This window comes from Aeromonas sp. DNRA1 (genome assembly GCF_963888745.1).
Lineage (GTDB): Bacteria > Pseudomonadota > Gammaproteobacteria > Enterobacterales > Aeromonadaceae > Aeromonas > Aeromonas hydrophila.
Genome location: NZ_CAWPKQ010000003.1, coordinates 386,422 through 406,869, shown reverse-complemented (window position 1 = coordinate 406,869; position 20,448 = coordinate 386,422). Strand labels below are relative to the sequence as shown.

The 20,448-nt window shown below is 61.3% G+C and carries 17 protein-coding genes; 8 read left to right on the top strand and 9 right to left on the bottom strand.

The features are described from left to right. Positions 1–53: 53 nt before the first annotated feature. The 3 genes from AACQ43_RS11795 to AACQ43_RS11785 all read right to left on the bottom strand — a co-directional run bounded on the left by AACQ43_RS11795 (position 54) and on the right by AACQ43_RS11785 (position 3,461). Entirely contained in the window at positions 54–1,049 is a 996-nt protein-coding gene (locus AACQ43_RS11795; protein ID WP_168967394.1) for an LpxL/LpxP family acyltransferase, read from the bottom strand. A gap of 171 nt (positions 1,050–1,220) precedes the next feature. After that, positions 1,221–2,210: a lauroyl-Kdo(2)-lipid IV(A) myristoyltransferase gene (gene lpxM, locus AACQ43_RS11790; protein WP_011705968.1), complete on the bottom strand. Its 990-nt coding sequence runs from the start codon at positions 2,208–2,210 to the stop codon at positions 1,221–1,223. Between the two features lie 267 nt (positions 2,211–2,477). Beyond that, entirely contained in the window at positions 2,478–3,461 is a 984-nt protein-coding gene (locus tag AACQ43_RS11785) for a TDT family transporter (RefSeq protein ID WP_029302921.1), read from the bottom strand. A gap of 99 nt (positions 3,462–3,560) precedes the next feature. Between AACQ43_RS11785 and AACQ43_RS11780 the strand changes: the two genes are divergently transcribed. After that, positions 3,561–4,469, top strand: coding sequence for a LysR substrate-binding domain-containing protein (locus AACQ43_RS11780; RefSeq protein ID WP_029300743.1), 909 nt, complete (start codon positions 3,561–3,563; stop codon positions 4,467–4,469). A 105-nt stretch (positions 4,470–4,574) separates the two neighbouring features. Here the strand turns inward: AACQ43_RS11780 and AACQ43_RS11775 are convergent, their stop codons facing one another. The 3 genes from AACQ43_RS11775 to AACQ43_RS11765 form a co-directional block, all read right to left on the bottom strand. After that, positions 4,575–5,564 carry a Gfo/Idh/MocA family protein gene (locus AACQ43_RS11775; protein ID WP_168967392.1) on the bottom strand — a complete coding sequence of 330 codons (990 nt, stop codon included), beginning with the start codon at positions 5,562–5,564 and terminating at the stop codon, positions 4,575–4,577. A gap of 33 nt (positions 5,565–5,597) precedes the next feature. Next, entirely contained in the window at positions 5,598–6,443 is an 846-nt protein-coding gene (gene nfo / locus AACQ43_RS11770) for a deoxyribonuclease IV (protein WP_168967390.1), read from the bottom strand. A gap of 168 nt (positions 6,444–6,611) precedes the next feature. Continuing rightward, positions 6,612–8,648: a glycoside hydrolase family 3 protein gene (locus tag AACQ43_RS11765; RefSeq protein WP_168967388.1), complete on the bottom strand. Its 2,037-nt coding sequence runs from the start codon at positions 8,646–8,648 to the stop codon at positions 6,612–6,614. A 231-nt stretch (positions 8,649–8,879) separates the two neighbouring features. Here AACQ43_RS11765 and AACQ43_RS11760 point away from each other — a divergent pair, with 231 nt between their 5' ends. Continuing rightward, positions 8,880–9,890: a helix-turn-helix transcriptional regulator gene (locus tag AACQ43_RS11760; protein ID WP_168967386.1), complete on the top strand. Its 1,011-nt coding sequence runs from the start codon at positions 8,880–8,882 to the stop codon at positions 9,888–9,890. Here the strand turns inward: AACQ43_RS11760 and AACQ43_RS11755 are convergent. Next, positions 9,870–10,796, bottom strand: a complete 927-nt coding sequence (locus AACQ43_RS11755) for a LysR substrate-binding domain-containing protein (RefSeq protein WP_168967384.1) — start codon at positions 10,794–10,796, stop codon at positions 9,870–9,872. The genes AACQ43_RS11760 and AACQ43_RS11755 overlap by 21 nt on opposite strands. Positions 10,797–10,922: 126 nt before the next feature. Between AACQ43_RS11755 and AACQ43_RS11750 the strand changes: the two genes are divergently transcribed. Then, positions 10,923–11,678, top strand: a complete 756-nt coding sequence (locus AACQ43_RS11750) for an SDR family NAD(P)-dependent oxidoreductase (protein ID WP_168967382.1) — start codon at positions 10,923–10,925, stop codon at positions 11,676–11,678. Between the two features lie 44 nt (positions 11,679–11,722). Here AACQ43_RS11750 and AACQ43_RS11745 read toward each other — a convergent pair whose 3' ends face one another. Continuing rightward, positions 11,723–13,012: an HD-GYP domain-containing protein gene (locus tag AACQ43_RS11745; RefSeq protein WP_168967380.1), complete on the bottom strand. Its 1,290-nt coding sequence runs from the start codon at positions 13,010–13,012 to the stop codon at positions 11,723–11,725. Between the two features lie 303 nt (positions 13,013–13,315). On the opposite strand from AACQ43_RS11745, the gene AACQ43_RS11740 reads away from it, so the two are divergent. Next, on the top strand, positions 13,316–13,801 hold the full coding sequence (locus tag AACQ43_RS11740) for a molybdopterin-dependent oxidoreductase (RefSeq protein ID WP_168967378.1): 486 nt from the start codon (positions 13,316–13,318) through the stop codon (positions 13,799–13,801). Continuing rightward, positions 13,801–15,726, top strand: coding sequence for a putative bifunctional diguanylate cyclase/phosphodiesterase (locus AACQ43_RS11735; RefSeq protein ID WP_168967376.1), 1,926 nt, complete (start codon positions 13,801–13,803; stop codon positions 15,724–15,726). Before AACQ43_RS11740 ends, AACQ43_RS11735 begins: the two co-directional genes overlap by 1 nt. A gap of 107 nt (positions 15,727–15,833) precedes the next feature. Here AACQ43_RS11735 and AACQ43_RS11730 read toward each other — a convergent pair whose 3' ends face one another. Next, on the bottom strand, positions 15,834–17,267 hold the full coding sequence (locus tag AACQ43_RS11730) for a glycoside hydrolase family 1 protein (protein WP_076360658.1): 1,434 nt from the start codon (positions 17,265–17,267) through the stop codon (positions 15,834–15,836). 157 nt (positions 17,268–17,424) lie between these two features. Here AACQ43_RS11730 and AACQ43_RS11725 point away from each other — a divergent pair, with 157 nt between their 5' ends. The 3 genes from AACQ43_RS11725 to AACQ43_RS11715 all read left to right on the top strand — a co-directional run bounded on the left by AACQ43_RS11725 (position 17,425) and on the right by AACQ43_RS11715 (position 20,418). Continuing rightward, positions 17,425–18,327, top strand: a complete 903-nt coding sequence (locus AACQ43_RS11725) for a LysR family transcriptional regulator (RefSeq protein ID WP_168967374.1) — start codon at positions 17,425–17,427, stop codon at positions 18,325–18,327. Between the two features lie 925 nt (positions 18,328–19,252). Further along, positions 19,253–19,807, top strand: a complete 555-nt coding sequence (locus tag AACQ43_RS11720) for a phage tail protein (RefSeq protein ID WP_076360656.1) — start codon at positions 19,253–19,255, stop codon at positions 19,805–19,807. A 35-nt stretch (positions 19,808–19,842) separates the two neighbouring features. Then, positions 19,843–20,418: a phage tail protein gene (locus tag AACQ43_RS11715; RefSeq protein ID WP_076360655.1), complete on the top strand. Its 576-nt coding sequence runs from the start codon at positions 19,843–19,845 to the stop codon at positions 20,416–20,418. Positions 20,419–20,448 lie beyond the last annotated feature (30 nt).

Below are 20,448 nucleotides of genomic sequence, written 5' to 3'. Positions count from 1 at the left end.
CGGCAACCGCGATGATCCCGGTGCGATAACCTGCGCCGCCGGGTAGGCCGGCCTCACTCCCCAGGAGGGAGATCGCCACGGATCCGCTTAATGCCCTCTTCGTAGAACCCATCCGATCCTTGCTGGTGCTCCATGGTCTCGAAGATCTTGAGAAACCACATGTACTGCTCGGGATGCTGGCGCAGCTGCTGCTCCACCATGCCGTTCATGGCACAGACATCGGCCACCAGATCCGCACCGGGATAGGGGTCGAAAGGCGGCTCGATCTCCAGCCGGTAGCAGCCCTCCTCCTCGTCATAACAGGCGAGAATGGGCACCGCCCTGGCGCCGGTCAGTTTCACCAGTTTGGGCAGGGCCGGCAGGGTCGCCTTGGGATGGCCGAAGAAAGGCACGAAGATGCTGGCCTCGCGGCCGTGATCCTGATCCGGCAGGTAGAAGAAGCTGGCGCCGCTGCGGATCGCCTTGATGGCCGGCTTGATGCCGACGCTGCGCTCATATACCTTGCCGCCCTTGGCCCGCTCACGGTTGATGTACCAGTCAAACACCTGATCCTTCGGGCTCTTCATCATGGTGCACATGGTCAGCCCCCGAATGGCGAAGTAGCGGCCGATCATGTCCACCGCCCAGGTGTGGGGCACCACCAGGATCACCGGCCGGCCGGCAGCCCGCTCTGCCTCGATATGCTCCCAGCCACGCACCTTGACGCGGCTGGCCAGATGAGTGGCGCTGCGCAGGGTCAACTCGGCAAAGCCCATGAAGGTCTTGAGACCGACCCGGATCGATTTGAGCAGCAGGGCCTGACGGCCAGCCTCGTCCAGCTCGGGAAAACAGATCTTGAGGTTGGTCTCGGCAATGTAGGCCTGCTTCTTTGACATCCGCAGCAGGGTGGGCGCCAGACGGTTGGCGAGTCGGTCGCGCAGGCCATGGGGCACCAGCGCCAGCAGACAGAGCAGACCGAGCGCCAGCCAGCTGCCCCACCAGCGCGGATGCAGCAGACTGGGATGAAATGAGGTGTCAAAAACCGGATCGTGTGAGGACATGGCCGCCATCAAGTCATAGAAAATAAACGGTTATTTTAATTATCCTGACAAATTTTTCCACTTTGGCGGCCACGCCCCCGGCCACCGGGCTGGCAGGCAAGGAAGCCCTCCTCCCATGACGGGTCACCATCGCCAACAAAAATGGCCCCGCAGGGCCATATGACATAAAGGCGTGTCGCCTCAGGGCAGCGGCTGCAAGCCACTGCGGATGCGCTGGATCCCCGCCTCGTAGCGGCCATCCAGGCCAACCTGATCCTCGCGGGTATCGAAGATCTTGAGGAACCACATGTACTGACCGGGGTCGCGGCAGAGCTGCTGCTGCACCATGTCGTTCATCCGGCAGGTGTCGGCCATCACGTCCTCGGTGGGATAGTTGTCAAACGGCGCGTCGATCTCCAGCCGGTAGCAGTGCTTGGCCTCGTCATAGCAGGCCAGCAAGGGCACCGCCTTGGCGCCGCTCACCTGCACCAGTCGTGGCAACGCCGGCAGCGTCGCCTTGGGGTGCCCGAAGAAGGGGGCAAAGATGCTCTTCTCGCGGCCATGATCCTGATCCGGCAGGTAGAAGAAACTGCGACCGCCCTTGATGGTACGGATCACCGCCTTGATGCCGGCACTGCGCTCATAGACTCGGCAACCGTTGCGAGCACGGGCCCGATTGAGGTGCCAGTCAAAGACCGGGTTGCGCGCCCGCTTCATCATGGTGCACATGGGCACCCCGCGCCGGGTGAAGTAGTAACCGGCCGCATCCACCGGCCAGCTGTGGGGCACCACCAGGATCACCGGTCGGCCGGCGGCCTGCTCCGCCTCGATATGCTCCCAGCCGCTGACCTGCATCCTGCTCATCAGATAGGCGGGGCTGCGCACGGAGAACTCGCCAAAGCCGAGCAGACTCTTGAGACCGACCCGGATCGATGTCATCAGGATGGCGTCGCGTTCGGCCTCGCTCTTTTGCGGAAAACAGAGTGCCAGGTTGGTTCTGGCAATATAGATCTGCTTTTTCGAGATACGGAACACCAGCGGTGCCAGGGCGGCGGCGAGACGGTCGCGCAGACGGACCGGCACGAAGGCCAGCAGCATCAGTACGCCAAGTGCCAGCCAGCTGAGCCAATAGCGGGGATGCAGGAATCTGGCCTCGAAGCGGGTGTCAAACACGGGATCATGGGAAGACATGGATGGGGATCAAGCAAAGAAAATGGAGCTGCATTGTATTCGTCCTGACAGGTAATACCAGTGAAATTCATCATTGTCCCCCCAGGCTGGGCGCTGGCGCAAAAAATGGGGCGCCAACGGGCATGAATGGCACCTTTCGCTGCCAGAACCGGTACAAAAAGCGCTTCACCCGAGGGTGAAGCGCTTGGTCATTATCCGGTTGATGGCCCCTGTCTGCGGCAAGGTTGCTCATCAACGCCCCGTATCCCGGCTCTCGCCGTCTTCTGTTTAGCGGCTAACCATGCCGTGCGTCACCTCGTCGCTGCTGCCGAGCGGCAGGAAGAACATCAGGTAGCGCAGAGCAACATAGCCGACGATCAGGGTGGCGGCGCCCAGCTCGAAGTGAGCCAGCAGCCGGATCTGCTCGACATACTCGGCCGCCTGGGGCCACTGCTCGACCAGGTGACTCACCTTGAACAGGGCGGTAGCGCCGATCACCAGCGGGAAGGTGAAGGCGGCGTAGCCCGGTGAGAACGGCAGACGCAGCAGCTTGATGAAGGCCAGATAGATGATGCCGGTCATCAGCACCGCAATCCCCAGCAGTACGGCCACCAGCAGCAGGGAGGGTTCCTCGCTCACGGTCAGGTAACCGGCCAGTGACAGGCTGGCGGGAGCCGCCAGGATGGCGATGGTCGGCTTGGCGGCATCCGGCACTTCATGGCTGAAGATGAGGCGATAGAGCATCAGCGGCAGCATCAGGCCGTAGCAGAGCATGCCGAACCAGAGCAGGCCGTTGGCCAGCGCCGCAAACTGACCGCCCGGGAAGGCGACGTCCGCGACGATGATCCCCACCGGCGGCACGAACCAGCTCGGTACCATGTGGTGGATTTCAAACTGTTTGGCCCGATGCCAGACGAAGGTGGCCAGGAACGCCAGGTGCAGCAGCACGGCAAACAGCCAGAGCCCCTCCCCCAGACCGGCGTCGAGCATGCCGACTGCCTTGGAGACCACCATGGTGCCCATGGCATAGGTGGGCACCACGCTGCCGACCACGGGGTGGGCCAGATCTTGCCACAGCAGGCGCGGGTGCAGCAGAAACTTGAAGGTCAGGATCACCAGCAGCACGGCGGCAATGGCGGCGCCCAGCAACTGCAGGCGGCCATCGAAGTGACCGGCATTTTCCCAGCACCAACCGAGACTGGCGATCCCGAGCGCCAGTCCTGCCATGGGGGTCGGAGCAGCGGCTAGGGATTGACGGGTTCTTGCGATCATGTCTGAAACCTCATGTGAGAGACGATGGGCATAGGATAATGAGTGGCCATCGTTTACGATATCTAAATGAATTAAATCAATCGTTCAGGATTTCCAAACATGAAGCTGACCCTGCAACAACTCAAGGTCTTTGCCACCATCGCTCGTTACGGCAATCTGGGGCTGGCCGCCAATGAACTGTGCCTGAGCAAGGGTGCCGTCTCCCAGTCATTGCAGGAGCTGGAGCGCCAGCTCGCCACCCCGCTGTTCGATCGCATTCACCCCAGATTGCAGCTCAACAACGAGGGGCGCCTGCTGCAACCGGCGGCCGAAGAGCTGCTGACCCGGATGCAGGACATCGAGACCCTGTTCAGCCCGGATGCCGAGCCGAGCGGTCAGCTGCGTCTGGGCGCCAGTCAGACCATCGGCAACTACCTGTTGCCGACCCTGCTCGCCACCAGCAAGCAGGAGCTGGGGCAGCCGCCCCGCGTCACCATCACCAATACCCACCAGCTCTGCCACCTGCTGGCCAACTTCGAGCTGGATCTGGCGCTGATCGAGGGGGAGAACCACCACCCGGACCTGGTCAGCGAGCCCTGGCTCCACGACGAGATGCTGATCGTGGCCCAGCCCGCTCACCCCCTCGCCGGCCGCAGCCGTCTCTCCCTCGCCCAGCTGAGCGATGAGACCTGGGTACTGCGAGAGCCCCAGTCCGGCAGCCGCGAACAGTTCGAGCAACAGATCCAGCCTGAACTGCCGCGCTGGCAAGCGGGGCTCGAACTCAACACCCTGGAGGCGGTGATGCTGGCGGTCGAGAAGGGGCTTGGCATCTCCTTCATATCCCACCTGGCGGTGTCGGATCGGTTGCAAGCCGGCCGTCTGGTGGCCCTGCCCCTGACCCGTCGCTTCCCCCGTCAGCTCTCCCTCATCTGGCACCGGCAGAAGTATCACTCCGCCACCCTGCGCCGCTTTCTGCAATTTTGCCGTGCCCAAGAGGATGGGCTCTCCAGCCAGATCAGCAACACCTGAGCCAATGAGATGATCGGGCAACATATTGCCCTTGCCACCGGGGTATCGGCTGCAATAGAAGAGGGAGAGCCCAGGCTCTCCCTCTTTGTCATTCGGCCTTGTGACTCAGCGTTTCGCGGGCTGCAATCCCCGCTCGACCCAGCCCAGCACTTGTCTGCTCAGCGCCTGCGGCACCCAGGGCGAGTCGCTCAATCCTTGTCTGACGCAGGCGGCAAAGTGATCCGCCTCGTGCTGCATGCCGCCTCCCCCGACTGGCAGCGCGATATCGTGCGGCCAGGCTGGCAGGGGGTCGCCACCACGCCACACTATCTGCTGGGGATTCCACCACTTGCCCACCAGCTCCAGCGCCCAGCCGGGCCCGGACAGCCAGGCCGACTTGTCGAGATCCGCGACGATGGAGGCGGCCAGTTCGGCCTTGAGCGGGCCGGCAAAATCAAAGCGGGCAGCTTCATCCACCTCGCCCTCCTGGCGAGACAGCGTGACCTCCGGCTCACCCGCCGTCAGCCCGAGCTGGTGACAAAGGGCGGCATAGAGCCAGAGCGGGTAGACCCCCACATCCCAGGCGGCGCCGCCGGCCAGCGCCGGGTCGAACAGCTTGCCATCCCGCGCCTGCACCGAACCAAAGGCGGCCCGCAGCCTGTCGGGTGCCGGCAGGGCCGCAAGTCGCCCCAGCAATTCGCGCATGGCGGGGAAGCACATCACCTTCATCGCCTCCATCAACAGCAGGCCCCGCTCGGCGGCGAGCCGCACCAGCCGATCCCAATCCGCCACACTGGTCACCGCCGGTTTTTCCACCAGCACGTGCTTGCCCGCCAGCAGCATGAGTTCGATCAGGGCGGTATGCTCCGGATGGATCACCGCCACATAGACCGCCTCCACCTGGGGGCTGGCCGCCAGCGCCTGATAGCTGCCATGGGCGTGGGGCAACCCCTGTTCGTCGGCAAAGGCCTGCGCCCGCGCTTGATCACGGGCGGCGATCGCCACTACCCGGCTGCCACTGGCGTGCCCGTTCACATCCTGACAAAAACGGCGGGCAATGGCCCCCGCCCCGGCAACCCCCCAGCGCAGCGGCTGGTCGCTTGATCTCTGTTGCATCCCTGTTTCCTTATGCTGTCTGCCGGTCGGTCATTATGCCTTCGCCAGGCTGCGCAGCCAGCGGATCTCGTCACCCCAGATGGACTCATCGATGGTCTCCAGGATCAGCGGAATGCCGTCGAAGCGCTGGTCATTCATGATGTGATGGAACACCGCCTCCCCCAGGTTCCCCTCGCGCAGGCTGTGGTGACGATCGACCCGGCTGCCGAAGGTGCACTTGGCGCCGTTGATATGCATCCCCTTGAGGTACTCGAACCCCACGATACGGTCGAAGTCGGCAAACACCGCCTCGCACCCCTCGGGGGTACGCAGATCGTAACCGGCAGCAAAGGCGTGACAGGTGTCAAAGCATATGCCGACCCGACTCTTGTCCTCTACCCCGTCGATGATGGTGGCCAGATGCTCGAACGACCAGCCGAGGTTGGTGCCCTGGCCAGCGGTATTTTCGATCACCGCCGTCACCCCCTGGCTGCGCTCCAGCGCCCAGTTGATGGATTCACTCACCAGCTTGAGGCTGGCCGCCTCCGGGATCTGCTTCAGGTGGCTGCCCGGATGAAAATTGAGGTAGCAGAGCCCCAGCTGTTCGCAGCGCTTCATTTCGTCCAGAAAGGCGTCACGGGACTTGGCGAGGCCGTCGGGGTCGGGATGACCCAGATTGATGAGGTAGCTGTCGTGGGGCAGGATCTGCTCGGGGCGAAAGCTCCCCTTCTCGCAGGCCAGCTTGAAGGCGCGGATGCTGGCCTCGGAAAGCGGCGCCGCCTGCCACTGGCGCTGGTTCTTGGTAAACAGGGCGAAGGCATTGGCGCCGATGGCCTGGGCACGGGCGATGGTGTTCTCCACCCCGCCGGCCGCACTGACGTGGGCTCCGATAAATTTCATCTCATCTCCTCTGCACTGTTGCTGGGTCTGGCCGCGCAGCAAAGGGGCGGCCAACATGGGGCGCCATTATGCCAAGCTGCCCGGCCGGCGCCAAACCGGGATTGTCGATGGCGGCAATGGAAAAGGCGCCCGCAGGCGCCTTGGTGATGGCAGATGTCAAGCTAGTCCTCAATAGGCCAGACCGGCACCATAGGGATAGAGCGGGTTCGCGGAGTCCTTCGCCACGTCCGGGTGCTGGTTCTGCACCGCCTGCCAGCTGGAGGGCAGTTCGAAGGGCAGCTTGCCGCGTGCCTTCTGGGTGCCGCTCATGACATCAAACAGCGCCTGATCCAGGGCACCGAAGTTGGCGAGCAGCACCCGGGCCGCCGGGGCCACCTCGGTCAGGATGGCGGGTCTGTCCAGATAGACGGAGAGCACCATGGGCACCCCGGCTTGCTCGATGGCCTGGATGGCCGCATAGTCATCCGCGCCGCGGTAGACCCCATCGTGGGCAGTCTCCTGCACCACTTGGTCATTGCTGGCAAAACCGAGCTGGCCAAAGTGGATGCTGCCAAACGGGAAACGGGGATCCTGCTCACCCGGTGCGTTGACCCGCACGATAGCAAGCTCCGCCTGGGCCAGGCTCGTCACCACCGTATAGCCGTTGGCCCTGGCCACCTCGGCGTTGACATTGTGCAGGTAGACCCGCTTGCCATCCGCCTTGAGCGGCAGCAGGGCTCCCTCGTTCTTCAGCAACACGTGGGATGCCGCCTGGGCGGCCTGGGCTTCCTGCTGGAACTCGGCCTTGCCCACCAGGGCCACCGCGGCCTGGGTATCCACATAGGGGTTCTCGAACAGTCCCAGGGCGAACTTCTGTTCCAGGATCCGCTCGGCCGAGGTGGTGATGGCCGCCTCGGTCGCCAGGCCGCTCTGCACCGCTGCCAGCAAGGGGGCTGGGTCTTCAACGCCACCAAACTGATCCACCCCGGCGTCGATGGCCTTGGCATAACGCTCGGCCTTGGTGAGCTTCTCCACCCCCCAAGACATGCCAAAGGGCACGGTCCAGGGGCTCACTCCGGCATTGACCTCCTCCTGGGTCAATCCCTGCTCGCAGCGGCTGTCACAGTCATTGACGATGCCCCAGTCGCTCAGCACCACGCCGTCAAACTTGAAGTGGCCCCGCAACAGATCCGTGATGATCTGGCGGTTGAAGCCAAACCCCACCTCCTCGACGGGCTGCCCATCCTGCGTCAGGCCCAGGGGCATGGCGTAATAGGGCATCACGGCCCCCACCTTGGCCTCGAAGGCGCCCTCGAAGGGCACCAGATGGTAGGCAAACTGGCCGCCGGGGTAGATCTGCTCCTTGCCCCAGGGGTTGTGGGCATCCAGCCCGTCCTTCTGGGGACCGGCCCCGGCGAAGTGCTTGACCACGGTGAGCACGCTCTCCTTGCCTATTCCCTGGTTCCCCTGCTGGAAGCCCTCGATGTAGGCCTTGACCAGAGACTTGGCGAGCAGGTTGTCTTCCCCGAAGGTGCCGTTGATGCGCCCCCAGCGCGGCTCGGTCGCGAGATCCGCCTGGGGCGAGAGCGCCTCATGGATGCCGACGGCCCGGTACTCCTGACGGGCGATGTCGGCAAAGCGCTGCACAAGGGCGGCATCACCGATGGCGGCAAGTCCCAGGGTCTCGGGCCACTGGGAGAAAGCCCCGGCACCGATGCTGGTGGCGTTGGGATCATGGGTGAAGTGGTTGCGGGGATCCGTGCTCACCGTCATGGGAATACCGAATCCCACCCCTTCCAGCAGGGCCTGCAGAGTGTTGTTGTCCGCGGCGATGGCCGCCGGATCCCCGGCCATGCGGGTGATGAAGGTGTTGACCCCGTCCTCGCGCAGCATCTTGTCCATGGCCGCTAGGTTCACCCGCCCCTTCCCGTCCAGCACCAGGGTGCCATGCATCATCAACCCCGCCTTCTGGGCCAGGGTGAGCCTGCCCACCAGATCCCGCGCCCGCTCGGCGGCGCCGAGGCGCCAGTCCTCGTAGGGAGTCAGGGTACCGTTGCCATCGAGATCCTTGAATTGCAGGCCATCCTGCTCGATCAAGGTGGCGGTGCGGTGGCCCAGAACCGGCTGCTCGGGCTTGGGGGTGGAGTCGTTGTCGTTGCACCCTGCCAGCAACAGGGCCCCAATGGCGAGGGCAACACGGGTTCGGGAGAGCGAGTGGTGTTTCATTGTTGTTATCTTCCTTGTGTGTGTAGGAGTGGCCACTTTATGCAAAAGTGGCCCCCCTCACTTGCCCGTCGGGTGCAGGAAGTTGCCGGTTGGGAGCAGCATCGAAAAGTGTGAAAAGGGTTGCAGGGTTACCCTTGGTTACATTTCAGAAACATGAAGCCGAACCTGGCTCACGGCAATTCATGGTCGTTGGCGGATGATGGTGGGCCACCGCTGACAAGGATTTTTGCCGTGAAGACAGTTTCCAACCGGATTGCCCTGCACTGCCTCAACCACTGTCAGAGAGAGGGACGGGATCCGGCCCAGCTCCTGCAAGAAGCCGGTATTGCCAGAGAAGAGTTGCTGCTCCCCCATGGGAGGATCGACGCCCAGCGCCACTTCCGGCTGCTGATCCAGGTCGCCCCGCATGTGGATCTGGCCCACAAATGGTCGCCACCCTCGCTCTCGGGGCTCTTTGCCGACTACCTGCCGCTGGCGAGCCTGTGCTGCAACGCCGCCAACCTGCGCCAGGCCCTGCACTTCTTTCTCGCCTACCGCCCTCTCATCGGCGAGTGCGATCGAATCGTCCTGCGGGAGGAAGAGGGAGAGGCCAGGCTCAGTTACCACTCGGAGTCCGATCACCCGGACGTCATCGCCATGAGCAGCCTGGCCAACCTTGGCCACCTTTATGCCCTGCTGCAGTTCTACCACCCGGGCCAGGGGCTGCTGGTGCTGCCCACCCCGGTGCGGCCCAAGCTATGGCGCGAGCTGGCAAACTGGCTGGGGGAGCGGCTGCAACGGGGAGAGCGCTTTGAACTTCGCTTCCCCGCATCCTTGCTCGATCTCGCTCACGGGCAGTGCAACCTTCCCCTGCAACCCCTGCTGCTGGGGGAGCTCGATGGCCAGATGCGGCTGCTGCGCCCGAGCAACCACTATCGGGAGCGGGTGCTTGGGCTCATCCGGCAGCGACTCTGGCAGGAGTGCGTCGATTCGCCCACCCTGCTGGCAGGGGTCTGCGACGCCCTCAGACTGACCCGCTGGACCCTCAACCGCCATCTGCGCGAGGAAGGGTGCCACTTCTCCGCCCTACTGGAGCAGGTAAGACGTGAGGAGGCCTGTCGTCTGCTGCAAGACCCCACCCTGCAGCTACAGGAGGTGGGCGGACGCCTCGGGTTTGCCAGCCAGAGCAGCTTCAGCCGCTTCTTCAGGGAGGCGTTTGCCCTCTCGCCGAGGGAATTTCGTTCAAGGCGCAGCCGACTCTGACTCCCCGGCCAGGGCCCTGGCAAGCAGCTCTGCCAGCCAATGGATAAACGCCTGCACCCGGGGGGCCAGCTGGCGGCGATGGGCATAGAGGGCGTGAATGGGCAGCGGGGGCGCCTGCCACGTTGGCAGAATGGCCACCAGCTCGCCACTGGCCAGCAGTGGCTCCACCCCGACCCGCGGCAACTGGATGATGCCAAGCCCGGCCAGCGCCGCCGCCAGATAGGATTCGCTATCGTTCACCGTGAGCGCTCCGCTCATTGACAGCACGGTGCGCGAGCCATCCGCCTGCAGATACTCGAAACCGCTCTCCCTGGGCCCGCTGCCACCACCGTAGTGCACCAGCCGATGGTGGCCGCTCAGCTCGCTCAGGTTGCGCGGTGTCCCATGGCGGGCCAGGTAGCCAGCGCTGGCACAGTTGATCTGACGGTAGTGACCGAGGGGGCGTGCCACCAGGCTGGAGGGCTCGAGTGCCCCGACCCGGATCACGCAGTCAAAGCCCTCCCGCACCAGATCGACCCGCCGGTCCGTGCTGCTCAGCAGCAGTTGCAGGTCGGGGTGGGCCGCAAGCCAGGCGGGCAGCGCCGGGATCACCAGATGGCGGGCCATCCGGCTCGGCATGTCCACCCGCAGCTGGCCACTCAGCTGCCCTTGCTGGCGAAACAGCCCGTTGAACTCCTCCATGTCCGCCAACAGATCCTGGCAGCGGGCGTAGCAGAGATTGCCATCCGGGGTCAGTTGCACCCGCCGGGTGGTGCGCTGCAACAAGCGGGTGCCCATCTGCTCCTCCAGCCGCCGAATGGTCGCCGAGAGCGTCGCCTTGGGGATACCTAGCTGTTCGGCACTGCGGGTAAAGCTCTCCAGCTCCGCCACCCGCACAAACATCCTCATCGCATCCAGTTGATCCATGCCGCTATTGTCTCGCCAATTGGAACAGTGCATTCATTATCGCCGTATTTATCCAATCAACAACGAACAATAGAGTGATCACACCGGCTCATCCCGAGCGCATTACCCACAGACAGGAGTCCCCTCATGGCCCACCCCATCGCACTCATCACCGGCGCCAGCCGCGGTCTTGGCAAACAGGCGGCGCTGGCCCTCGCCGCCCGCGGCGTCGATCTCATCATCACCTATCGCAGTCAGGCCGATGAAGCGGCGGCCGTGGTGGCCGAGGCGATCGCACTTGGCGTCCAGGCCCACGCCCTCCCCCTCGATGTGGCCGACAGCAGCAGCTTTGCCACCTTCGCCCGCCAGGTACAGGAGCTGCTGAGCGCATGGCAGCGCCAGCAGATCGATTTTCTGGTCAACAACGCCGGCATCGGCATTCACGCCAGCATAGAGCAGACCACCGAACAGCAGTTCGATACCCTGTTCAACATTCACCTGAAGGGAGTGTTCTTTCTGACGCAACAGCTGTTGCCGCTGATCCGCGATGGCGGGCGCATCCTCAATCTGTCGAGCGGGCTCACCCGCTTTGCGCTGCCCGGTTATGCCGCCTATGCGGCCATGAAGGGGGGTGTCGAAGTGCTGACCCGCTACCTGGCCAAGGAACTGGGGCCGCGCGGCATCGCCGTCAACGTGGTGGCGCCGGGGGCCATCGAGACCGACTTTGGCGGGGGTGTGGTGCGGGACAATCAGGCCGTCAACGACTTCATCGCCAGTCAGACCGCCTTGGGACGGGTGGGCCAACCGGAAGACATAGGTGGCGTGATTGCCGCCCTGCTCTCCCCTGACAGCCGCTGGATCAATGCCCAGCGCATCGAAGCCTCGGGCGGCATGTTCCTCTAAACCTGCCTGCACAGAGGATACCCCCTGCCAACAGAGGCAGCTCGTCAGTGGCTTGAACTGATTTCAGGAGCCTGCCCGCAGGCGGCACACAGCGCCTGCGGCAGATGGGTGGCCAACGTCTCGACCACGGCGATGTCAACCCGGTTTTGACTGGCCAGTTGCTGTAAAAAGTCGAGCGCCTGCCCGGCGCTCAACCCCTCCCGGTAAGGTCTGTTCTGCACCATGGCCTGGAAGATGTCTGCCACCCGCAGGATCCTCGCCTCCAGCGGCATCGCTTCGGCGGTGAGGTGGAAAGGGTAGCCGCAGCCATTGGGCTCTTCATGGTGATAGGAAGCCCACAGGGCGATGGCCTCGAAGCCGTCGATATGGCGCAGGATCTGATAGGTCTCGAAACTGTGGGTATTGATGATGGCCCGCTCCCGCTCATCGAGCTTTCCTGCCTTGTCCAGGATCTCGTCGGGTACCCGCAGTTTACCGAGGTCGTGCAGCAGCCCCGCAATCTCCAGTTGCTCGCAGCGTCCCTCGTCAATGCCCATCAGCTCGGCCAGCAGCCGGGCCAATCTTGCCACGCCGAGGGAGTGAGCCACGGTAAAGGGGCTCTTGGCATCGACGATGGCCGAGAAGATCCGTGCCAGCTGCTTGAGCTCACCGTTGCTGGTGAGACAAGGCTCCCGCTCGCTCAGCATGTCGCGCATGTAGTCGGTGATGGCGCGCCCCTCCAGTTGCAGCCAGAACGCCTCCGAGCGGGAAGCAGAGAGGAAGCCCGCCACCAGCTCGGGATCGAAAAACTCGCCGGCACACGCCTCGATCCGTTGCCGGATCTCATGGGTGTGCATCAACAGGGAGCCGTCGCCGTAATGTGGCGCCGCCAGGGCATCCACCCGGTCGACCAGGAAAATGAGGTTGGCCTGGCGCATCACGCTGGCCGCCAATCCTGGCGTTTGCAGCAGCTGGTGCCAGTGGGTGTGGTGATAACGGATGGGTTCCGCCAGGGGCGCCAGCGGCGGAAAGTCCTTGAGCAGGGTATAACCAACCTCGCAATGGCGTTGGGAGGACTCCCAGTCAAATTCACTGACCAGATGACAATGAATAAAGGTGGAAGAGACCCCGATGTCATGCAGCACCCCCAGCTCGAACAGGCAGGCTCGCTCGCTGTCACTCGCCCCCAGTGCCTTGCCACACTCGGCAGCCATGATGCCTACCCGCTTGCCATGCGCCACATCGCCAATGCCGACCAGATCCAGCGACGCCGACAAGGCATATACCACCTGGCGCAAGTCAACCTGCTGGGAAATAAGCTCACCGCTGCGGGTGTGAGGAGTGTTGCTGTTCATGATGCGCTTCCACCTCTGCCAACGTGACACATCCTGTGTCTGGATCCGGATAAACACCTTGAATTTAAATCAGGATATGGACCCCAGGGGGGCGCCTCACCGCGGCACCCACATCTAATTGACAAAAGTATGAGTTGGATCAATCTGGCAAGGTACGTGCCGGTTGTGTAATGGTTGTAAATGAAATGAGGCTTTGTGGTTACCTTAAACCATCAGTAATATTCATTCGGAAATGGTCTATGGTTAGAGCGAAACGGCCTCAACTGGCTGGATATCAATAAGTTGCCCATGAAGGAGTCAAACATGAAAGCGCTAACCCTCCCCCTGTTTTACCTCTTGTCTTTACTGTTTTGCAGTCAGGCCTACAGCGCCGATGAGGTCATCCTCAGCGTCGCCGCCAAGGGTTGCTGCAACAACGCCGGCAAGATGGAGTACAGCCGCGCCCAGTTGCAGGCGCTGCCGCAAGCCAGCGTCACCACCACCACCCCCTGGACCAAAGGCCCCCATGTCTATCGCGGCGTCCTGCTCAAAACCGTACTCGATACCCTCGGCATCAGCGCCGACAAGATAAAAGTGATGGCTCAGAACGACTACTTCGCCGTGATCCCGCGAGAAGATGCCGAGAAATACCCCGTACTGCTGGCTATCGAGGAAGATGGCAAGGCACTGACGCTGCGCAACAAGGGCCCGGTCTGGGTCATCTACCCCCTGTCGGATCACCCTGAGCTGGATATCGAGCAATATCACAGCCTGATGGTGTGGCAAGTCATCAAACTTGAAGGGATGTAATGATGATCAAGGGCAAGTTCATCTCCCTTGCCTTCATCATGGTCTCCTTTATGGGGGTGACCATCTGGTCACTCTTTAATTACGATCGGGCATTCAGCGAGCTGGTGAAATACAACCAGCTCTCTGCCTGGTCTTTAGCTCAACTGGAGCTGGAGCTACACAGCTTCGAAGAGCAGCTGTCGCTGTATCGCAGCGGTGAATCCGATGCCGCGCAGCTGAACAAGGCCTATGACATCGCCTGGAACCGGCTGGACATCTTCCTGACCGGTCAGGAGACGGCCCTCATTCGCGAGCGCTTCAACGCCAGCGAGAAGGTCAACACCTTCTTTGAGTTGATCAAGGAGTATGAGCAGGACGTCGTTACTCCTGCGCCAGATGCCCCCCGACTGGCCGAGATGGACAACAGAATGAACAAGCTGCTGCCTTCCATCCGGGATCTGATGGTGATGAACTTCACCGGCCCCTCTGCCATCAAACAACGCCAGGAGCTGCAGCAGACCAGAGAAGGCCATGTTCTGGTCCTGATCGCCCTGCTGGCCATTGGTCTGCTCATCCTGTTCGTGGTCTCCCGGGAGATGAAGCTGCAGCACTTTTTGGCCTGGAATGACCCGCTGACCCTGCTGCCCAACCGGGCCGCCTTCATTGCCCGGCTGACGCGGCTGGCCAAGGGCAAGCAGCCCGACGACTGTACCCTGACCATCTGCCTGATCGATCTGAACAACTTCAAAGAGGTCAACGACAGCCTAGGCTATGCCGCCGGGGATGAACTGCTCACCATGGTGGCCAACCAGCTCAGAGAGTATGCGCAAAACCAGACCTTCATCGCCCGCATGGGCGGCGATGAATTTGCCCTCTTCATTTATGGCGCCATGCCCATCGAACACCGTGTTCCCTACCTTGTCCGACTGCTCGATGAATTGAAGCCCATCGTCTTTCAGGCCGATCCGGCGCACCGGGTGCATGTCAGCATGGGAATAAGCCAACACCCCATCACGGCACACAAAATCGAGGAGCTGATCCTGTTCGCCGACATTGCTCTCGCCAATGCCAAAAAGCTCAAGGAGAACCACCTGCAGGTGTTCAACCACCAGATGTTCGAGCACTACAGTCGCAACCGGAAACTGGCCGCCGAGCTGCGTGAACATTTGAATATCATCTCCAACAGCAGCCTCTACCTGCACTATCAGCCGGTGATAAAACCGGGCAATGCCTACAACATGGGGGCGGAGGTGCTGATCCGCTGGCATCACCCCGAATACGGCTTCATCAACCCGCTGGACATCATCGCCATGGCGGAGGAGAACGGCCTCGGCGAGCTGCTTGGCAAATGGATATTCAGCCGGGTCAACCACGACATGTCGCAACTGCCGGCCAGCTTCGTGGACAAGCTGGAGCTGGCCATCAACCTCTCCAACTCCATGTTCACCCCGGCCCTGTTCCACCAGGTCAACGAGATGCTGCAACAGAGCCCGCTGCGCGCCGAACAGCTTATTCTGGAGCTGACAGAGACCATCGCACTCGACGATCTACCGCTCAGCCAGCGCATCTTCAAGGAGCTCAAACACATCCACGTGCGCATCGCGCTGGATGATTTCGGGACCGGCTGGTCCTCCTTCTCCTATCTGATGTCCCTGAGCTTTGACAAGCTCAAGATTGACAAGTCCTTCGTCAGCAACATCGAGACCGACCCGCGGCAATTCATGTTCGTCGAGTCCATCACCAAGCTATCCCATCAGCTGGGGCTGGTGGTGGTGGCCGAGGGGGTGGAGAGCCTGCATGAACTGCAGCAACTGGCCCATATCGGGGTGGACGAGATCCAGGGCTACTACTACTCCAAGCCGCTCTCCCCTGCCGAATTCTTCATCTATGCCATGACCCATCTGGCCCACAACGCCGAAGAGAGCATGGACGCCAGCTATCACTGACCTCACATCCCGTGGCAGGCCCCCCTCTTTCGTCTCACCGTATCGTTCCCACCAAAAACAACAGGCCCCGCTGGTAGGCGGAGCCTGTCAAAGTACTGCTGATTTGCTTAGAGCGTTTTGCCGCCCGAGCTTATGACCGTCTGGTACCAGTAGAAACTGTCCTTCTTGAGCCGGCGCAGGGAGCCGCCCTGCTCGTCACGCTCAACGAAGACGAAGCCGTAGCGCTTCTGGTAGCCGTTGAGCCAGCTCAGAATGTCGGTGAACGACCAGGCACAATAGCCCAGCAGCTCCACCCCGTCTTGCAGCGCCTCCTGGCACGCCTTGACGTGGCTGCGCAGATAGTCGATGCGGTAGTCGTCGTGCACCCGATCTCCCGCTGCCAGCTTGTCGAACTCGCCGAGGCCGTTCTCGGTGATCATCAGCGGCAGACCGTAGCGGGAAGAGAGCCGGCGCAGGGCGATGCGCATCCCGGTCGGGTCGATGGCCCAGTCCCAGTTGCTGGTCTCCAGGTGCGGGTTGGGGGCCGTCTTGTAGAGGCCGGGAATGCCGCTCGAGGGGGTGGTGCCCTTCTGCCCCGTGGTGTTGATGCGTTGCAGGGTCTGGCCGCCGAGCGGGTTGTCGGTGAAGGTCAGGGTGTAGTAGTAGTTGACGCCGATGTAATCGGGCGTCCCTTCCCGCAGCAGCTCGAGATCACCGGGCAGGATATCCGGCGCTTCGCCGTTCTCCCGCAGGTAGGCGAGCGCCGCCTGCGGATAGCGGCCAAAACAGTAAGCATCGAGCCACCAGAGGTTGGTGAACTCCTCGGCGTTTTCAAACGCCAGCATGTCTTTGGGATCGCACGACGCCGGATAGGCGGGTGAATAGGCAAAGCTCGGGCCAATCAAGCCGTTCGGTACATACTGGCGGAACGCCTTGATGACCCGGGCATTGGCCAAAAACGCGATGTGGTTGGCGGCAAAGAAGCGCTTGCGGTCTTGCACTGCGGGCGGATGGGTACCGAGCTGATAGGCGTTGGTCAGGTTGTAGTTCTGCTCGTTGAGCGACACCCAATATTTCACCTTGCCGGCAAAGCGCTGATAGAGGGTCACGCAGTAGCGCTCGAAATCTTCGATGATGCGTCGGTCTTCCCAGCCGCCGTACTCATCCTGCAGCGCCTGGGGCAGATCCCAGTGATAGAGGGTGAGCACCGGTTCTATCTGGTGCGCCAGCAGGGTGTCGATGAGTTTCTCGTAAAAGGCCAGCCCCGCCTCGTTCACTTCGCCGCGACCAGTGGGATAGATGCGCGGCCAGCTCACCGAGAAGCGGTAGGCCTTGAGCCCCATTTCCGCCATCAGCGCCACGTCCTCCTCCATGCGGTGATAGTGATCCACCGCCACGTCGCCATTGCTTCCCTCAAAGGTCTTGCCCGGCAGCTTGGTGAACAGATCCCACACCGAGGGGCCCTTGCCATCGGCGTTCCAGGCCCCTTCCACCTGGTAGGCGGCGGAGGCGGCGCCCCACAGAAAATCGGCGGGGAAGTCGTTGAACTTGTGGTGATGCATCTGGGGTTGCTCCTTCTGCGGCGGTGGCACCTGCCACCTCTATCGCGCCGACTGGCGGCGCCCAATGGAATTGGCATAAGCATCGAACAGTTATAAAATTCCGTCCAATGACAAATTAAACCATTCAACATTCCAAACAGGAATCATAGGAGCCGGGATGGAGTTACGGGATCTGAAAGCCTTCGTTACCCTGGGAGAAGTGCTGCACTTCGGTCAGGCAGCGGTGCGCCAGCACGTCACCCAGTCGGCCCTGAGCAAGCAAATACGGCGGCTGGAAGAGGAGCTGGGCGGCGAGCTGTTCGAGCGCAATGCCAGCAGTACCCGCCTCACCGTGCTGGGGCGGGCCCTTTATCAGGATGCCCGCGCCTTGGTGGCGGCCAGCGAGCAACTCGGTCGCACCGCCCGTGACGTGCTGGCAGGCAACAGCGGCACCCTGCGCATCGGCTTTGGCGTTGCCACCAAGATCCTGGTGCCCGCCGCCATCGCCCGTTTTCGCACCGAACGCCCGCAGGTCACCATAGAGCTCAACGATCTCTCTACTCACCACCAGTTGCTGGCTCTGAGCGAGGGCAAGCTGGACCTCGGTTTTTGCCGCCTGCCCGCGCCCAAGGGATGGCACTGTCTGCCGGTGATGCGGGCGCACTTTGTCGCCGTGCTGCCGGCCAGCTACGCTGGCGTGAACGAACTGGCGGATCTGGTGGACAAGCCGCTGGCTATCTTGCGCCGGGACAAGGCCCCCTCGTTTTATGATCACCTGATGAACTATCTGGCCCAGAGCGGGCTGCGCTTTCGCGATATCCAGTATGTCAACGACTTCGCCGCCGGCGTCGCCACCGCCGCCGCCGACATCGCCTGGACCCTGGTGCCCTCCTCCACCACCATAGAACACCCGGATGTGCTGACCCTGCCACTGCGTGATGCCGAGGCGAGCTGGATCATCGGCCTCATCCGCCCGCCCCACAGCAAGGGCCTACTCATCGACACCTTCTGGCAAATTGTCGCCGATCTGAGTGAGCCTACTCCCACGCTGCAAGCGGGGCCTTCTTCAGAGCAGGCATGAGCCAGCTGGCGTTATGGTCAGCTCTTGTCTCTTCACCTGATACATAGGTTCAAAGCTAACCCGTTGCTTCGTGATAGCGCTGACATCTCTTTGCCATGGCCACAATATCAAGAAGTTCATACCAACATTGTGAAAACGATGGGCCACCTTGCGCTAGGATCGGAAAACATGCGAAGAGGGTTATTGGTTCAGTTAAAAGGCATCTTATCCCACCATATCAAAAGTCACCAAGATGCCGAAATTGATGTAATAGACTACCTAATTTTACTTTCTGCTTGCAGCAGACACCCACATGATTCGTCATAAAATAGTTCTCTTTTCATGATAAGGGTTCTGGAACAGTCAAGGCGTAGGAAAATATCAATACTCACTATTTTTTAGCCTGTCTTTCAGTTTGAATTCAGCCTTAAATAAACAACGTAGCTTTCACATCTGGACATGCAAACGACTTTGCCATCTAAACTTGTGTCCGGGATGACTAAATCAATACAGTTGTATTTTTTAATTAAACACCACAAACCATTGAAATATAATAGCTTTCATCTATTCAGGAGTGACCACTCATTGCTCGGCATCGAGTTGGATGATATTGATGCAAGTCATCGTAGTGGCTATAGAAGAATACTTACGCATGTATCAATGCTGTCAGCTGATCATTTCACTCTGATAGTGCAGTATGGATACTAGTTTTCAATCAATACATTTACGACATAGCATGCGAATGCACTCTAAGCCACCACATGGGCTTTTATGAAAAAATATGTTGAGTAATTATATCAACTATTAGTTATTCGTCGTATGCACTATTAAATATGAAGACATACTTGCCAAATGAATCCAAGCCAGTCTATTCTCTAAAAGAGCGCTTGCTACTCTCCTGCAGTAAATGGATTTAGGCGCCATTATCTTGTTCAAGGAGAAAAACATGGATCCTTTTCTCGGTGAAATTCGCCTGTTCCCTTGGGGCTGGGCACCTGAAGGCTGGCTCGCTTGCGAGGGCCAGGTCCTGCCGTTCCAAAGCAATGTGGCGCTGGCCTCCCTGCTGGGCAATACCTATGGTGGCAATGGCAGCACCACCTTCGGCCTGCCGGACCTGCGTGGCCGGGTCGCCTTGGGGCAGAACGTCCAGGCCTCGCCTGTCGCTCCGATCATGGACACCCATGCACGGGGCACCATGGGCGGTAGCGAAACCGTGACGATGCCGCAAAACTCGCTGCTCGCCCACACCCATACCACCCATGTCTCGAACACCCCCGGCAACGCTGGCCCCGCCGGCAACATTCCTGCCATCAGCTCCAACTCCCTAGGCGCGGTTTCGAAACCGACCTACACCTCGGAGGACGCCGCGGACAGTGTGCTGGTGTCCTTGATCAGCACCACTGTCGTTCCAACCCAGGGCTTGCCGATGCCGAACATGCAGCCTTCAATCGTGGGCTATTTCTGCATCGCCACGACCGGCTACTACCCACCGCGGCCTTAACGGCAGTTAACAGACCCTCAAGCAAGGAAATTGATATGTCTGAAGCATTCGTCGGAGAAATCCGCATGTTCGCCGGCAACTACGCGCCTGAAGGTTGGACGCTGTGTGACGGCAAACTGCTGTCGATCAACGACAATCAAGCCCTGTATTCGTTACTGGGCACCCTGTACGGTGGCAACGGCAGCAATACGTTCGCAGTGCCGGACTACTCCGGCCGACTCGTTGTGGGGGCAGGGACTGGTCCGGGCCTGACCCCAAGGGTGCTGTCGACAACCACAGGCCTGGCAGAAGTCACCATGCGCCCGGAGAACACGCCGAGCCATACCCATGCCTTCATGGCCAACACCGGCGCCGCCACCTCCGCGGAGCCGTCACCCGCCACTTCGCCCGGAAAAATGACCTTCGGCAAGTTCCCGGGAGCGGGCATCATCACCGGCCTGTACAGCAAGTCGAGCGGTACCTCAGCGACCCACAGCCTGAACTCGGGCTTTCTCGGCACGGCACTGATTCCCCCCAGCATCAATGCGACCCCTCATTCGAATCTGATGGGTTCATTGAGCATCAGCTACATCATTTGCCTGGTCGGCCTGTACCCGACTCGCCCCCAGTAACTTTCATCACTCAATCTGGAACGACCGACC

Coding starts and splice junctions, on each gene's coding strand:
- AACQ43_RS11750 (WP_168967382.1), top strand. CDS start 10,923: ATGGCCCACCCCATCGCACTCATCACCGGCGCCAGCCGCGGTCTTGGC.
- AACQ43_RS11785 (WP_029302921.1), bottom strand. CDS start 3,461: ATGATCGCAAGAACCCGTCAATCCCTAGCCGCTGCTCCGACCCCCATG.
- AACQ43_RS11715 (WP_076360655.1), top strand. CDS start 19,843: ATGTCTGAAGCATTCGTCGGAGAAATCCGCATGTTCGCCGGCAACTAC.
- AACQ43_RS11745 (WP_168967380.1), bottom strand. CDS start 13,012: ATGAACAGCAACACTCCTCACACCCGCAGCGGTGAGCTTATTTCCCAG.
- AACQ43_RS11740 (WP_168967378.1), top strand. CDS start 13,316: ATGAAAGCGCTAACCCTCCCCCTGTTTTACCTCTTGTCTTTACTGTTT.
- AACQ43_RS11735 (WP_168967376.1), top strand. CDS start 13,801: ATGATGATCAAGGGCAAGTTCATCTCCCTTGCCTTCATCATGGTCTCC.
- AACQ43_RS11795 (WP_168967394.1), bottom strand. CDS start 1,049: ATGGCGGCCATGTCCTCACACGATCCGGTTTTTGACACCTCATTTCAT.
- AACQ43_RS11780 (WP_029300743.1), top strand. CDS start 3,561: ATGAAGCTGACCCTGCAACAACTCAAGGTCTTTGCCACCATCGCTCGT.
- AACQ43_RS11720 (WP_076360656.1), top strand. CDS start 19,253: ATGGATCCTTTTCTCGGTGAAATTCGCCTGTTCCCTTGGGGCTGGGCA.
- AACQ43_RS11725 (WP_168967374.1), top strand. CDS start 17,425: ATGGAGTTACGGGATCTGAAAGCCTTCGTTACCCTGGGAGAAGTGCTG.
- AACQ43_RS11765 (WP_168967388.1), bottom strand. CDS start 8,648: ATGAAACACCACTCGCTCTCCCGAACCCGTGTTGCCCTCGCCATTGGG.
- lpxM (WP_011705968.1), bottom strand. CDS start 2,210: ATGTCTTCCCATGATCCCGTGTTTGACACCCGCTTCGAGGCCAGATTC.
- AACQ43_RS11775 (WP_168967392.1), bottom strand. CDS start 5,564: ATGCAACAGAGATCAAGCGACCAGCCGCTGCGCTGGGGGGTTGCCGGG.
- nfo (WP_168967390.1), bottom strand. CDS start 6,443: ATGAAATTTATCGGAGCCCACGTCAGTGCGGCCGGCGGGGTGGAGAAC.
- AACQ43_RS11755 (WP_168967384.1), bottom strand. CDS start 10,796: ATGGATCAACTGGATGCGATGAGGATGTTTGTGCGGGTGGCGGAGCTG.
- AACQ43_RS11730 (WP_076360658.1), bottom strand. CDS start 17,267: ATGCATCACCACAAGTTCAACGACTTCCCCGCCGATTTTCTGTGGGGC.